Source organism: Bradyrhizobium sp. 138, assembly GCF_023074075.1.
Taxonomy (GTDB): domain Bacteria; phylum Pseudomonadota; class Alphaproteobacteria; order Rhizobiales; family Xanthobacteraceae; genus Bradyrhizobium.
Genome location: NZ_JADPKT010000070.1, coordinates 261,446 through 275,804, shown reverse-complemented (window position 1 = coordinate 275,804; position 14,359 = coordinate 261,446). Strand labels below are relative to the sequence as shown.

Genomic DNA, 14,359 nt, shown 5'->3' with positions numbered 1-14,359 from the left:
CACCGGCAACGGTGCCCACGACGAGCTCACCGCCGGCCAGCAGGTGCAGGACCAGTTCACAGTCGCCAGCCAGGACGGCACCGCCACCGGCATCGTGACTGTCACGATCACCGGCAGCAATGATGCGGCGACAGTCTCGTCGGAGGCGAAGTCCGTCACCGAGGGCAATGCTGCCGCCGCGCTCAACACCAGCGGCCTATTGACGATTGTGGATCCCGACAGCGGCGAAGCCCATGTCGTCGCCCAGAGCAATGTCCACGGGACCTATGGCGACTTCACGATCGATGCCAATGGGGCCTGGAGCTACACCGGCAATGGTGCCCACGACGAGCTCACCGCCGGCCAGCAGGTGCAGGACCAGTTCACAGTCGCCAGCCAGGACGGCACCGCCACCGGCATCGTGACGGTCACCATCACCGGCAGCAATGATGCGGCGACCGTGAGCTCGGACTCGAAGTCCGTCACCGAAGGCGATGCCGCCGCCGCGCTCAGCACCAGCGGCCAGCTCACCATCACCGACCCGGATACGGGCGAAGCCCATGTCGTGGCGCAGAGCAATGTCCACGGCAGCTATGGCGACTTCAGCATCGATGCCAATGGGGCCTGGAGCTACACCGGCAACGGCGTCCACAATGAGCTCACCGCCGGCCAGCAGGTGCAGGACCAGTTCACGGTGACCAGCCAGGACGGCACCGCCACCGGCATCGTCACGGTGACCATCACCGGCAGCAACGATGCGGCGACAGTCTCGTCGGACTCGAAGTCCGTCACGGAGGGCAACACTGCCGCCGCCCTCAACACCAGCGGCCTATTGACGATCGTGGATCCCGACAGCGGCGAAGCCCATGTCGTGGCGCAGGGCAGCGTCCACGGCAGCTATGGCGACTTCACGATCGATGCCAACGGGGCCTGGAGCTACACCGGCAACGGTGCTCACGATGAGCTCACCGCCGGTCAGCAGGTGCAGGACCAGTTCACCGTGACCAGCCAGGACGGCACTGCCTCCGGCATCGTCACAGTGACCATCACCGGCAGCAACGATGCGCCAGTGCTGAATGCCAATGGCGGTTCACTGTCCTATACCGAGGGTCAGGCGGCGACCGCGATCGATACGGCGCTGATCGTGTCGGATGTTGACAGCACGAATCTGACCGGGGCGACGGTCTCGATCACAGGCAACTTCGCCTCCGGCCAGGATGTGCTCGGTTTTACCAATCAGAATGGCATCACCGGCAGCTATAACGCCAGCACTGGGGTGCTGACCCTGACGGGTTCGTCGAGTGTGGCGAACTACCAGGCGGCCCTGCGCTCCGTGACGTATTCGAACTCGAGTGACAATCCGTCGGGCGCGACCCGCACCATCAGCTACCAGGTTGACGACGGCCAGACGGTCAGCCACGCCAGCAATATTGTGAACTCGACCGTCACGGTCCTCCCGGTCAACGACGCGCCGGTGAATACAGTTCCGGGAGCACAGACGACAAACGTCAACACGACAAAGGCGATCATTGGACTTAGCATCTTCGATGCCGACTCGGCCGGCGCCACCGAAACGATCACGTTGTCCGTAACCAACGGCACCCTGACCGTTTCAGGAGGTACCGCAGGGATCAGCGGCAGCGGAACATCGACGGTGACGCTGACCGGACCAGTCAGCGCCATCAATTCTACGCTGGCCTCGACGGTCAACTACGTTCCGACATCGAATTTTGCCGGAACTAGCACTCTGACCATGACGACAAGCGACAATGGCCACACCGGAGCGGGTGGGGCATTGACCGATGTCGATACGGTGACCATTTCCGTCACGAGCCCCAGTCCCTTCGCTCTCACGACCGGCACCGATACGGTCTTCTATGCATCGGGCACCAATACTGTGACCGGCACGCAATCTCCCCTAACGCTAAACAACGGTGACATGCTGACTGGGGGAAGCGGTACGGACACTCTCGCCGTCAGTGGTGGTGGTCTGGGGCCATTCACTTTCGGCGATGGTGCAGGAAGCATTGGCCTGACAAACTTCGAAACAATAAGTCTGAGTGACGTCAACAGCGGAAATCACACCGACGCCCTGACATTCCTTTCGACATTCCAAAATGGAGGAACGCTCACGATCGACGGATCGGGCATCACTGGTAACGGCGACCTGGTCGTAGATGCTAGCGCAGTCACGTCTGGATCGTTTGTCATCATGGGCAGCTCAGGAAACGGTGGTGATGATACCCTCAAGGGCGGTTCAGGCAACGACACGATCAACGGTGGCGCAGGCACTGGCGCGGACAGGATCGTGGGCGGTGGTGGCGCAGACGCGCTCACTGGTGGTGGCGGGAACGATACATTCGCCTATCTCGCTGTCACCGACGCGGGTGACCACATCACCGACTTCAGCACCTCAGGGGATAAGCTGGAATTTACGGTGACCGCCGGACGATTCGTCATTGGTGATGTCGATACAACCGTTGAAAACGTCAGAACGGGCAACAACGCTGCAATAAATCTCGCCAACACGGAAGTTGGCGTAAAAACAGACGCATCCGTGACGACGGCGACAGTTCAATCAACGATCAACGCCTACTCCAATATCACGACAGGGGCCCTGTTCGTATTCCACAATTCGACTGTGGGCCACGCGCAGGTCTACTATGATTCCAATCCGAGCCTGGCAGGCGGCGCGATACTCGTTGCAGATTTGGAAAACCTGACCACTCTGGCTAGCATAACTGGTACTTTTAGCGCGGCGGACTTTGCTTTTGGAACGGCGCTTGCTCCTGCGGGCGTATCGGGACAGCCCATCAATCTGGGTCTGACCGACTTGCCCGCCAATGAGGGTCAATCCGCCACCGTCACCGTTGGCAGCATGCCCGCCGGCTGGATACTAAATGGTGGGACGCTGCTCCCCGATGGCAAGTGGACGATCGAGACCACCGACGTCAGCTCGCTAACGGTGACATCGCCAGTCAGTTTCGCCGGAGCTTTGCACCTCGACGTGACCGTGACTCGGATGCAGCCGGATGGCTCGGCCGTAATCGAGACATTCGCCGACAATGTTGAAGCTTTTGCAGCGGGCTCCGCCATCATTGCCATTTCCGGCGACGACTATCTCACGGCGTCAAGTGGCAGCGATCTGCTTGTATTCTCACAGCCGATCGGCCATGACGTCATCTATAATTTCGAGATTGCGCATGATCAGATTGATCTGATTGGCTACGCCGGCTTCAAGACCTTCGCCGACGTCCAGACGCATCTGTCTACCGACAATGACGGTAATGCCGTCCTTGCGCTGGCCGACGGTCAAACGATCACCTTGGATGGCGTCGATGCCGGCTCGCTCGCAGCGGACGACTTCGTGTTCGACTTCAAGCCCATGCTCGACAATGCCGGCATATTGACAATCGGCAACGGCGCATTGCTGCCGTTGTCCGGTAACATCCACAATACCGGCACAATCTCGTTGAATTCGACCGGCGCGGAGACCGACCTCCAACTTGTCGAGCACGGCATTTTGCTTGAAGGCGGCGGTCAGGTGCTGTTGTCCGACAATAGCGAGAACACTGTCAGTGGAGCTGTTTCCGATGTCACGCTGACCAACGTCGATAACACCATTTCCGGGGCCGGCCAGCTTGGCGAGGGGACATTGACCCTTGTCAACCAAGGTACAATCATCGCGACGGGCACCAACGCGCTCGAGATTGACACCGGCGACAACACCGTCGTCAATTCCGGGACGATTGCGGCCAGCGGCAGCGGCGGTCTGGTCATCGACAGCAACGTGGATAATTCAGGGCTGCTGTGGGCGCATGGAGCCAGCATCACTCTCAATGGCAGTGTAAGCGGCAGCGGCACGGCACTGATGGATGGCGTGGCTACGATCGAGTTTGGAGCAGCTTCTTCTGCGCATGTCGCGCTCGACGCCGCAGCGACCGGGACAATCGTGCTCCATGACTCCTTCGACTTCAGCGGTGTCGTGTCCGGGTTTGACGGAAACGACCACCTGGATCTCCTCGACGTCGCATTCGGGGACGGCACGTCCGCTAGTTATGTCGCAAATCAGGCCGGCACTGGAGGAATCCTTTCGGTGACTGACGGAGTTCATACCGCCAATATCAGCTTGCTGGGCCAGTACGATCCCGCGAGCTTCCAGACCGAGGCAGACAAGAACACGGGAACGCTTATCAGCTACCACGAGTACCTAGTCTGAGGCGCTGCGAGGAGATGGCTCAAGGCGCTGATTGCGAAGTCGGTACTTGGTCGGCATGGAGATTCGGGCGCCCAACACCGGACCGATGGTGCAATTGGCTGTATTCCCCGTTGACCTCAACGCCTTGATGACTGCGCTGATGCATCCCGCCGCTTCTGAATAGCTGGCATCCCGTTGGGCTTGATCGAATCCCGCTCGAGTGAGCCCGTTCCAGTTCTTCGAGCCTCTGTTTGCAAATGGCGCAGATATCGATGCGCGAACCCGAATGATGATTGCGTCACGCCAGTGCACAACTACGGAATCGTGCGGCTGCAGCGACAGTGCGATCAGATCTTCGGAGGGATCACCTCACCCGTCGTGGACAGATGTACCACGTCGCGCCTCCGCACGTCGAAATCTGCTCCATGCGCGCCGGCTTAGTCGCAGCATCCGCTCGATTATATGTGAGTGGATTGGCGGGTTTAATGCAACGCCACAGTTTATCGTCATTCACATAGCTAATATATTCCGGAAAGATAAATTTATACCGCTGGTTCACCCGTACTATTCCGGTGAATTCCCGCCGACTCAGCCGGAACTCTGCCTGGGATTCGATTGTGGCGGTCAGCTAACGTCTTTGTATCACGACGTTTTCACTGATTGTGAGCTCCACCTTTGATTTTCCTGGCGGCTCGCTCCGGGTAGGGTTAATTCAAAATGCATTATATATTAAATATTGACGATAATAAACATTTAATGGATAGTTTATCGCAGGCGGGGCCGGACATAAATCCGCAGCCGCTGGAAGTTGCCGAGGTGTCTGCAAATTCATCTTGAAAGAAGGGATTCTTCCAATGTTGCAATATTACATCGAGACCAGGGAAGCGTTGAGGCGTCTGCGAACGGACCAGGATGGCGTGGTGTCATTCGAGTACATCATCGTCGCGGTTTGTATCGTTGGCGCAGTGGGCGCTGTGTTCGGTGGTGGAGCTGGTGGGCAGATCGGGGCGGCGCTAACCACTGGGATCACCGCGATCACCACCGCTTTCGCTACCGCGATCGCTGGTTGATACCGCCATTTTGGCGCCAGAGGGGGGCATCCAAGCTGCCCCCCTCCTGCAGGACTGCTCCCGCTAGTTTGCCTTCCACTTTTTGAAACGTGCATTTCATGAGTTGGATTGCTCCCACAGTCTCGATCCTGGAAATCCTGTTGTTGCTCTATGTCGCAACGATTGACGTCGCGACGCGCTCGATTCCAAACGAATTTTGTCTCGCGCTGGCGCTCCTGGGCATCGCCGGTCAATTGCCGAGCTCGATACAAGTCGCTGTGTCGCTGATCGCAGCCACGATCCTCTTCCTGCTGCTTTTTATCCTGTATGCGCGCGGAGGAATTGGTGGCGGCGATGTCAAGCTGCTGGTCGCCGTGGCGGTTGGTCTCCCGCCGAGCGGCGTGATGCAGTTGCTGACGGTCACCGTGCTGGCCGGCGGCGTTCTTGCCTTGGTGCATCTGATGATGCGCCACCTGCCGTATCCCAGATTGGCACCCGCCGGATCGTCGTTCGCACGGCGGATCTACGCGATCGAGCGTTGGCGCCATTTGCGACACGCCCCGCTGCCTTACGGCGTTGCGATCGCCTGTGGTGGCATCTGGACCATTTTGAGCAAAGGATCGTGAAATGTCCTCCGCGCTGCGTCTGTCGATCATCGTGGTGCTTTTGCTTGCAACCACAGCGTTCGGACTGATTGCCTATAGCATGAACCTGCCGAAGGCGCCGCCTCCGGCCCCAGTACAAGTCACAGAGACGAGCCCGGCACCGGCGACGCCGGTGACCGCTGGATACTTTGTCGCGGCGCGTCCATTGCCGAGGGGGACATTGGCCCGCGAAGAAGATTTCGCCGTGCGGTCGGTGCCGCCGGAGCGCGTTCCCCAGGGAGCGATCCTTGAAACACCCGAGTCCAAGGCCGGACTTCCCGGTTCACTCATTCGCAAGTTTGTCGAAGCGGGCAGTCCGGTCACGTTGCAGGACATCCTGCGTCCGCGGGATCGGGGTTTTCTGGCCAGTGTCCTGGCACCAGACAGCCGTGCCATCAGCATCAAAGTTGACGAAGAGTCGGGCGTAGCGGGCCTCATCAGGCCAGGCGATCACGTGGACGTCGTGCTGACCCAGGTCTTCGAGAAAGTCGATACCGCGCGTCGGGCCCTGAGCGAAACCGTTCTGCGCAATGTTCGAGTCATCGCCATTGATCAGGAGATCGTGCAGGGCGCGCGACCCATCAGTGGAATGGCAGGTAAGCAATCGCAAACCGTGTCACTGGAGCTTACGCAAGAGCAGGTCAAGAAAGTCGCCGTCGCAAAGCAGCTCGGAACGCTCTCCCTGGCGGTGCGCGCAGCAATCGATCAGTGGGACAAGGCGGACACTGGCGCGATGTCCAGCTGCGATGTGTCGCCAGAACTTGCTCGCCAGTATGCAATTGCGCGCCAGAGGACGGCAGTGGTCGTTCATTCGGGCCGCGAGGTTAAGCAATACACGGTCAGGAGACAAGACGAAGATGCTCTCGTCAGCTGCGAGGGGGCATCGGAAGCTGTACGCCCGACTGCAACGGCCATGGGTTACGTTGACGCGTTGTCGGAGAAACGTTGATGAACATTGCCATAGCCACTCCACCTGAAGAAACGACGTCGATCGTCACGCGCAATCGCATCGTCTGTTTCGTCAATGATGAGCTCAGCGCTGCGGCTTTGCGCAAGGGGCTCGAAGGCTCCAACCTCTCGATCAGGCGCGGCACGATCCGCAATGCGATACGGATGCTTGAAAACGACACCGACCTGTTCGCGCTGGTGGCAGACATCAGCGGCATCGACGATCCCTTTACCGAACTGGAAAGGCTGGCCGGCGTCTGTCCACCCGATGTCCGCGTAGCCGTGATCGGCGACAACAGGGAGATCACCTTCTACCGTGAGCTCCTGGAGCTCGGCTTGACCGAGTATCTGCCGCGGCCGCTCACGCGCGATATGGTGCTGGACAAGCTGCGCCCCAAGCTGCTCGGCGACGGGGCAGCCAACCAGATCGATCGTGGCGGGCACGTGGTCTCGATCTGCGGGGCGCAGGGCGGCGCCGGCGCCACGAGCATCGCAATTAATCTGGCGCTGCAACTTGCCGAGACAACCAAGGCCAAGGTGGCGCTGCTTGATCTCCATCTGCAGGGCGGCGAGGCCGCCGTGATGTTGGGTGTTCGTCCCGGGCCGGGGCTGCGTATCGCTCTGGAAAATCCAATGCGGGCGGACACACTCTTCCTCGAGCGCGCGGCAATCGAGGTCAACGAAAGGGTTTGCCTGGTCTCGGCCGACGAGGACCTCGATGCGCAGCTCGAAATTACGGAAGCTGGCATACGACACGTGCTGGGTCTGCTGCGTCAACGGTTCAACTACATCGTCGTCGATGTACCGGTCCCGTTTCCGCCGTCGATCTATCCCGTGATTACGCTTTCCCGTCATGTGATGGTGCTGCTCGAATCCGAGGTGACCGGACTTCGCAATGCCCATGCGTTACGCGCCGCCGTGATCAACATCGCGGGCAAAGACCGGGTCTTTACCTTGCTCAACCGGGCCGGTCGTCCCGGGGGCCTTCCAAGGGCGGCGGTTGTCAAGGCGTTGGGTGCAGAGCCCGACATCGTCGTCCCCGATCTCGGCAAGGGCATGACCGAGGCGCTCAATCTGGGAATTCCAGCTCTGAAGCACGTCAGAAAATTGCGGCGTCACCTGGCACCGATCGTACGGGAAATCAGCGGTGTCGCTGCCGAGCGGAGTGGCTGGTGGAGGAGGGTGCTAACAGCACATCTGCGATGAAAAAGTTTGGTAGGCGTGAAGACGACGCACCAGCTCACGTATCTTCATTGGCGACAAGCCTCCCTGCATCTGCGATGGGCTTGCCTTTGCCGCCGCCCAGCGCGGCTGCATCCGCGCCGAGTGTGCCGTCGCCTGCGCCAAGGCGCGACGAACCGTCGATCCAACAACCCATAATCCCGCCTTCGCTGCGTGAACGGGTGATTGAGCAGATCGAGCCATCGGTGGCCGCAACCGTATCGCGGGAAGTCCTTCGGCGGCAGATTGAGGAGATCATCCATCAAATTGCCAACCAGGAACGGCTCGAGCTGTCGGGCCGTGAGCAGCTGCAGCTCGCCGACGAAATTGCCGACGACATGACGGGCTTCGGGCCGCTCCGTCCGCTGCTGCTGGACCAATCGATCAACGATATCATGGTGAACGGTCCGAGTAATGTCTACGTGGAGCGAAACGGCAAGCTGGAACGAATTGCGGTGCGATTCCGCGACAATGGTCACATCGCTTCCGTCGCCCAGAAGATTGCCGCGCAGGTCGGTCGGCGCGTCGACGAATCCAGTCCGATGGTGGACTGCCGCCTGCTGGATGGCAGCCGCGTCAACATCATTCTCCCTCCGCTGGCGATCCATAGTCCGTGCATTTCCATCAGAAAATTTCCAAGCCGCCGTTTGGACATCGCCGGATTGGTTGAAAACGGCTCAATGACCGCGGCCATCGGACAATTGCTGGAGATCGCCGCCCGCTCGCGCCTCAATGTTCTGGTCTCCGGCGGTACCGGATCCGGCAAGACGACGCTCCTGAACGCGATGAGCCAGTTCATCGATCACACCGAACGTATTGTCACGATCGAGGACGCGGCAGAGTTGCAGCTTCAGCAGCCGCACGTGATCAGCCTGGAGACTCGGCCTCCCAGCCTCGAGGGCACAGGGCAGGTGACACAACGCGATCTGCTGGTGAATGCCCTGCGTATGCGTCCCGACCGGATCGTCGTTGGCGAGGTGCGCAGTGCCGAAGCATTCGACATGCTGCAGGCGATGAACACCGGACATGATGGTTCGATCTCCACGGTGCACGCGAATAGCACCCGGGATGCCCTGACTCGCATCGAAAACATGGTGCAGATGGGACAGGTCAATCTGCCGTCGCGCGCCATTCGAAGTCAGATCGTCGCTGCGCTGGATCTCATTGTGCAGGTCGAACGCATGCGGGACGGACAGCGCCGCATCGTCCAGATCAGCGAGGTGATCGGCCTTGAAGGGGAGGTGATCACCACCAATGACATCGCAGCCTTCGAGTATCAAGAGGAGGATGTGCACGGGCGGATATCGGGCAGCTATAAGTCCAACCTTGCAACTCCGAAGTTCAAGTGCCGTCTTGTCTATTTCGGCCTGGATGGTGCTTGGGCCGAGGCCATGAGGCAAATATGATGCTGGAGTCCGTGATCGTCACTGTTCTGGCGCTCGCGATCTGCGCAGCGGCCATCTCGTTGTGGCTCGACGCTCGGGAAAGACGCATCAATCGCCGGTTGGCGGTTGCTCTGCCAACGTCGCATCCGGCTAACCTGCCATCCATTCGCCGCTTGGAGAGCGGGTCTCAGGATCAGTTTCTCAATCGGCTGTCCAGCTACAATCCCGATATACCTTACACGTTGCATCCGGCCTATGTGCTGCTTGCCGGTGCATTCGGAGCAGCAGCGATCCTTTATGCGAACAGCCAGCTGGGATATTCCATTGTCTACGCGTCCATTGTCGCCGCGATCACGGCCCTCATTGTGATACGAGGCCTGTTCGGATGGCAGCAACGTCGCTTCGCTCTTCAGCTCTTTCGACAGCTGCCTGATGCGATCCAGCTGGTGACAAGCACCGTGCGATCGGGTCTGCCTGTGCACGAGGCATTTCGTGCCCTAGCGCGCGATATGCCGCAGCCAACGGCTGGGCAATTTGCCATCGTATGCAGCGAAGTGAATCTGGGAAGACCTCCGGAGGAAGCTGTCCAGGCTGTCTATCGGCGAACGCAGGTGGCGGAGTATGCGATCTTTGCGGTGACACTTGCCGTTCAGTTGAAGTCCGGTGGCAGCCTGGCCGAGACCTTGCAGAACCTGGGAGACACTGTCAGGCAACGTGTTGCGCTGGCTGCTCGCGCCAAGGCGCTGGCAGGAGAGGTGATCTTCTCCTCACGAGCGCTGACAATCTCCCCCTTGGTTGCAGGTGGGGTCCTATACGCAGCCAATCCGCAAACGGTTGATCTGTTGTTCACCGATCCGGTCGGAAACAAGCTGCTGGCTTACGCAGTCCTTTCGGTGCTTGTCGGAGCCCTGGTGATAAGTTGGATGGTCAGAAGGGAAACGGAGCTATGACGTCTGGTCTCAGTCTGGTGGCCCTCGCAGTCGTGGCCGGGACTGCGTCCTGCATGTTGATTATCCGCGAAATACACGTTCGTACATTGGACGCCCGGGTGTCGAACGCCGTGATGGGCGTTGCTGGCCGGTCTGCACCCTTCCAGGACGTGACAAGTTGGTTTTCGTCACTCGGCATGCGGTATCGTCGCTTCTATGCCGAGGAGAATCTGGATCAGCTGCGAACCATCCTTCAATCGTCAGGTTTCAATCATCATCGAGCCTTGCCGACCTGGATCGGTGTCAAAGCCGTCAGCATGGCCCTATGCCCGATCATCGCCGGGTGTGTCGCTCAGCTTTTCGGGAAGGCGTTGCTGGATGTGCTGGTCTTCACACTTATTGGCCTGACGATCGGGATTTTAGCGCCGCGATTGATACTGGCGGTGCTGAAGCGGCGGTTTGACGCCGCCATTCGATTGGGTACGCCGGACATGATCGATTTGCTGGTTGTGTGCAGCGAAGCGGGAATGGGCCTGGAAAGCGGGCTGGCACGTGTAGCGCAAGAAATGCATGAGACCAATCCCGCTATAGCCCGGGTCATGAGCGGCCTTCTTGATGATCTCAGGATCCTGCCAAGCCGCAGCGACGCATTCGAGAAACTGGGATCTACATCGGATGGGCTTCGCCGATTCGGAATCATGATCGCCCAAAGCCTGCAATACGGAACGCCCGTGGGCCAGGCTCTGCGGAGTGTCGCTGTCGACCTCCGGCGCGAACGCATTACCAAGCTCGAAGAACGAGCACACAAGTTGGGCGCCAAGTTGACCATTCCGATGGTGTTGTTCCTGCTTCCAGCCATGTTCGTCATTTTGGGAGGAAGTCCCATTCTGCATCTCGTGCGTTCGTTCGCCAGCTTCGGTAAGTAGCCATGAGCACGATTGCCCTTTCGAAAACGTCCTCCTACGATCGGACAATGCAACTGTTCGGCGGCATGTGGTTCATCTTGCTGGCGCTTGGCGTGGCCATCAAGATCGGATCATCGGCTCATGATCCCTGGCCGTCGCTCCTGTCGAGTATTTGCCTCGCTGTTTTCTACGTGCTCCTGGCGCTGTTGGTCATCACGCGGCCCCCGGCGAAGGCGAAAGCGACCGGCCGTCTCCCAAGGATAGCGGCGTTCGTGGGCACCTATATGCCGTGGACGATCGCCTTCTTCGGCGAAACCGACAAGGCGTTGCCAAACCTGGCGTCCACCGCGTGCGTGTTGATCGGCATGATCATGATGCTGGTCACCATCCGACATCTTGGCAGGTCGTTCAGTCTGGTGCCGCAGGCGCGCAACGTGGTGCAAACGGGTCCATATCGGTGGATCAAGCACCCGCTCTACCTTGCGGAAGAAATCGCGGTGTTGGGGGTGGTGCTGAGAAGCCCGACGCCGCTGACAGCGGTCTTGCTCGTCTTGCATATTGGCGTCCAGATTTGCCGAATTTATTACGAAGAGGACCTGCTTCGTCGCAACTGCCCTGAATATTCAGCTTACGAAGCATCGCGCTGGAGAGTGATCCCCTACGTTTGGTGAGTGCTGTTCCGGTCGACGATCGGAAGGGTGAGTATCGGTCGAGGTCAACTCATGAGCCACAGGAAGTCGTTCATCTTGGATCAACGCGGCGCCGTCGCGTTTGAGACATTGATCGTCTACCCAGTTTTGGTGGTGTTCCTGCTCATGCCGCTCGCCGACTTGGCAGCTGCGGGCTTCCAGTTCATCTCAGCGTGGAGCGCGTTGCGCTCCTTCGGGCAGTATGTGCAGTACGCTAGTCCGCTCGCTCCTGACGGCACGGTGAGCTGGAAGACGGGGCTACAGACGACAGTCGCTGGTCATGCGATCAGCAACATTCAGGTTTTGTGCGGAGACGCAGGAGCCACCTGTTCGCCAGGCAATCTAGCTTTTCCCAGGTACATTACATTTTCGACAACCATCACTTTGGCTCCAATTGTGTGGAGAGGGGTGCTGTGTCCGACCACTTGTACCTACACGCTGCCACACTCAGAACGCTTCCAGTAGGGGGCTTCCATGCGTAGTCTGCTCCGTTCCCAACGAGGCTCCGTCGCATTCGCAACAGTCATCGCTCTCGTGCCACTGATCGGAGCAGTTGCACTCGGGGCCGAGGCCGGATCGTGGTACGTCACCCGCCAGCACGCGCAAAACGCCGCCGACTCAGCGGCCTATTCGGGCGCCTTGCGGCTTGCGTGCACGATGGCGGGTGCGGCCTGCAGCACGCACTCAGTGGATTATGAAGCCAAGGAATTCGCGGCCCAAAACGGGTTTTGCAACTCCAGCCCGAACGACAGCACGCCTTATCCTGGCACCACGTGTTCGCCTAGTCTTCCGAGCGGAATCTCGCGGGCCGTGCAGATCGATATCGGCAACTACAATGCGGGCACGTTTACAACGCCCGTTGCTGGTACGGGCAACGCCGTTCGCGCCAGAGTCAGCCAGCAACAACCGGCGTACCTGGCGGCCGTGCTGGGCTTGACCACCGTCAACATCCCCGCCCAAGCCATTGCACTGGTTCAGCAGCCGACCAAAGCCTGCGTCCTGGCGCTTGGACCTGACTCAGGGGCACTCAAGCTTGCTGGTAACCTCAGCAACAACGGAACTGGCTGCGCTCTGATGTCGGATACCAGTGTTCAACTTGCCAGCACTCCAACGTTCACCGGCTCGGGATGGGCAGTTTATGGTGTAAGTGGCTGCACCCCCTCAGGCAGCTGCAGCAATATTGGCGTGCCGTATAATTATTTTATGACGTACGCTAGCAATCCGCTCAGCAAACTGGACACCGCATCGTTCAACAGCAGGACGGGCAATACAAATATGCCATGCACCCTTCAGGGGGATGGCTGGAAGCATTGCGCGCCAAATAGCGCCGGGACTGGAGCGTATGGGAATTTCACCGTGCAGAACGGCGACAAGTACGTTTTGGACCCGGGAACATATTTCTTCTACAAAGCAAATATAAAGATGACCGGCGGACAACTCAAAGGTACAGGCGTAACCTTGGTGTTGCTCGGAGATTCGCAGCTTACCATCAACGGGGGTACGGCTGATCTCTCCGCACCCACCACTAACACGTTCTCTTCCGATCTGAATGGCGTCCTGATTGATGATCAGGCTCCCAGCAAGACCAGCAACAAAGTCACCATAAACGGTGGCGGTCAGGTCAGCCTGGGCGGGGCTATCTACTTCCCCAAGGTCGACGTTAGCTGGGCCGGTACGACTTCAAGTGCGAATACGACCTGTTCGCAAGTGATCGCGAAAACGATCGACATGAGCGGTGGCGGCTATCTCAGCACGGAAGGCTGCGCTCCCGCCACCATCGTTTACACCCAAGTTGTCGCTTTGGTGCAATGATGAGAAAGCTCGACAATCGCGGTATGGCGCCGTTTGAATTTATTATGGTGTCCGTGGCGCTTTTCACATTGATGTTCGTCATCTTCGATCTTGGGCGCTATGCCATTACGATGCAATCCTTGCGGACGCTCGCGAGCGCTGGCGCCCGTGCGGTCATGATTAGCTGCTACACGCCTGCCCTGCTTCAAAGCCCGCCGCAGTCGCCGGCCGGCTGCACCGGGGATCCCCTGTCCACCACCGCCAAGCAGAACGCGGCCCCCTTCCTGTTTTTTGGAGGTCTCACGCCAACGCTGACCGTGGGGGCCAACAGCAACAGCTTGAGTGTTACAGCTTCCCAGGCAAACTTTACGATGCTGATGCCCATATGGGGCACAGCGCTCAATGCGCCGAGCGCCTCCAACCAGATTCCCTTCTAGCGGCGAATATGGCAGCACACCTGACATGTTTCGCACGGGAACTAAGTGGGTCGAGTTTAGCCAAACGCGCGGGTGCGGAATTGCACCAGCGTGATTTGCGCTCGCCCAAGCGAATCTCCGAGCGTGCGACCGAATGTCCTGCGATGGCAAAGCCGCGATGCGAGCGCGCGCCAACGGCAGTCGT

The 14,359-nt window shown here is 59.2% G+C and carries 12 protein-coding genes; all 12 read left to right on the top strand.

From position 1 onward, the window contains the following. On the top strand, positions 1-4,198 hold a 4,198-nt coding region (locus tag IVA79_RS23480), incomplete at its 5' end, for a VCBS domain-containing protein (protein ID WP_249816129.1). A gap of 833 nt (positions 4,199-5,031) precedes the next feature. Continuing rightward, positions 5,032-5,247, top strand: coding sequence for a hypothetical protein (locus tag IVA79_RS23475; protein WP_247557178.1), 216 nt, complete (start codon positions 5,032-5,034; stop codon positions 5,245-5,247). Positions 5,248-5,345: 98 nt separating this feature from the next. Beyond that, positions 5,346-5,852 carry a prepilin peptidase gene (locus IVA79_RS23470; protein WP_247557177.1) on the top strand — a complete coding sequence of 169 codons (507 nt, stop codon included), beginning with the start codon at positions 5,346-5,348 and terminating at the stop codon, positions 5,850-5,852. Position 5,853: 1 nt separating this feature from the next. Continuing rightward, a complete protein-coding gene (gene cpaB / locus IVA79_RS23465) occupies positions 5,854-6,819 on the top strand; it encodes a Flp pilus assembly protein CpaB (protein WP_247557175.1) in 966 nt (321 codons plus the stop codon). Then, positions 6,819-8,024 (top strand): pilus assembly protein CpaE, encoded by a 1,206-nt coding sequence (locus tag IVA79_RS23460; RefSeq protein ID WP_247557173.1) that lies wholly within the window; start codon positions 6,819-6,821, stop codon positions 8,022-8,024. Before cpaB ends, IVA79_RS23460 begins: the two co-directional genes overlap by 1 nt. Next, complete coding sequence (locus IVA79_RS23455; RefSeq protein WP_247557170.1) at positions 8,021-9,445, top strand: CpaF family protein; 1,425 nt, start codon at positions 8,021-8,023, stop codon at positions 9,443-9,445. The genes IVA79_RS23460 and IVA79_RS23455 overlap by 4 nt, the downstream gene beginning before the upstream one ends. Next, on the top strand, positions 9,442-10,374 hold the full coding sequence (locus IVA79_RS23450) for a type II secretion system F family protein (protein WP_247557167.1): 933 nt from the start codon (positions 9,442-9,444) through the stop codon (positions 10,372-10,374). The genes IVA79_RS23455 and IVA79_RS23450 overlap by 4 nt, the downstream gene beginning before the upstream one ends. Then, on the top strand, positions 10,371-11,279 hold the full coding sequence (locus IVA79_RS23445) for a type II secretion system F family protein (RefSeq protein WP_346658203.1): 909 nt from the start codon (positions 10,371-10,373) through the stop codon (positions 11,277-11,279). Before IVA79_RS23450 ends, IVA79_RS23445 begins: the two co-directional genes overlap by 4 nt. 2 nt (positions 11,280-11,281) lie before the next feature. Further along, complete coding sequence (locus IVA79_RS23440) at positions 11,282-11,929, top strand: methyltransferase (RefSeq protein WP_247557160.1); 648 nt, start codon at positions 11,282-11,284, stop codon at positions 11,927-11,929. A gap of 51 nt (positions 11,930-11,980) precedes the next feature. After that, a complete protein-coding gene (locus tag IVA79_RS23435; RefSeq protein ID WP_247557157.1) occupies positions 11,981-12,412 on the top strand; it encodes a hypothetical protein in 432 nt (143 codons plus the stop codon). A gap of 9 nt (positions 12,413-12,421) precedes the next feature. Continuing rightward, positions 12,422-13,759 (top strand): TadG family pilus assembly protein, encoded by a 1,338-nt coding sequence (locus tag IVA79_RS23430; RefSeq protein WP_247557153.1) that lies wholly within the window; start codon positions 12,422-12,424, stop codon positions 13,757-13,759. Then, complete coding sequence (locus tag IVA79_RS23425) at positions 13,756-14,175, top strand: TadE family protein (RefSeq protein ID WP_247557150.1); 420 nt, start codon at positions 13,756-13,758, stop codon at positions 14,173-14,175. The genes IVA79_RS23430 and IVA79_RS23425 overlap by 4 nt, the downstream gene beginning before the upstream one ends. Positions 14,176-14,359 lie beyond the last annotated feature (184 nt).

Coding starts and splice junctions, on each gene's coding strand:
- IVA79_RS23460 (WP_247557173.1), top strand. CDS start 6,819: ATGAACATTGCCATAGCCACTCCACCTGAAGAAACGACGTCGATCGTC.
- IVA79_RS23430 (WP_247557153.1), top strand. CDS start 12,422: ATGCGTAGTCTGCTCCGTTCCCAACGAGGCTCCGTCGCATTCGCAACA.
- cpaB (WP_247557175.1), top strand. CDS start 5,854: ATGTCCTCCGCGCTGCGTCTGTCGATCATCGTGGTGCTTTTGCTTGCA.
- IVA79_RS23475 (WP_247557178.1), top strand. CDS start 5,032: ATGTTGCAATATTACATCGAGACCAGGGAAGCGTTGAGGCGTCTGCGA.
- IVA79_RS23440 (WP_247557160.1), top strand. CDS start 11,282: ATGAGCACGATTGCCCTTTCGAAAACGTCCTCCTACGATCGGACAATG.
- IVA79_RS23450 (WP_247557167.1), top strand. CDS start 9,442: ATGATGCTGGAGTCCGTGATCGTCACTGTTCTGGCGCTCGCGATCTGC.
- IVA79_RS23455 (WP_247557170.1), top strand. CDS start 8,021: ATGAAAAAGTTTGGTAGGCGTGAAGACGACGCACCAGCTCACGTATCT.
- IVA79_RS23425 (WP_247557150.1), top strand. CDS start 13,756: ATGATGAGAAAGCTCGACAATCGCGGTATGGCGCCGTTTGAATTTATT.
- IVA79_RS23435 (WP_247557157.1), top strand. CDS start 11,981: ATGAGCCACAGGAAGTCGTTCATCTTGGATCAACGCGGCGCCGTCGCG.
- IVA79_RS23445 (WP_346658203.1), top strand. CDS start 10,371: ATGACGTCTGGTCTCAGTCTGGTGGCCCTCGCAGTCGTGGCCGGGACT.
- IVA79_RS23470 (WP_247557177.1), top strand. CDS start 5,346: ATGAGTTGGATTGCTCCCACAGTCTCGATCCTGGAAATCCTGTTGTTG.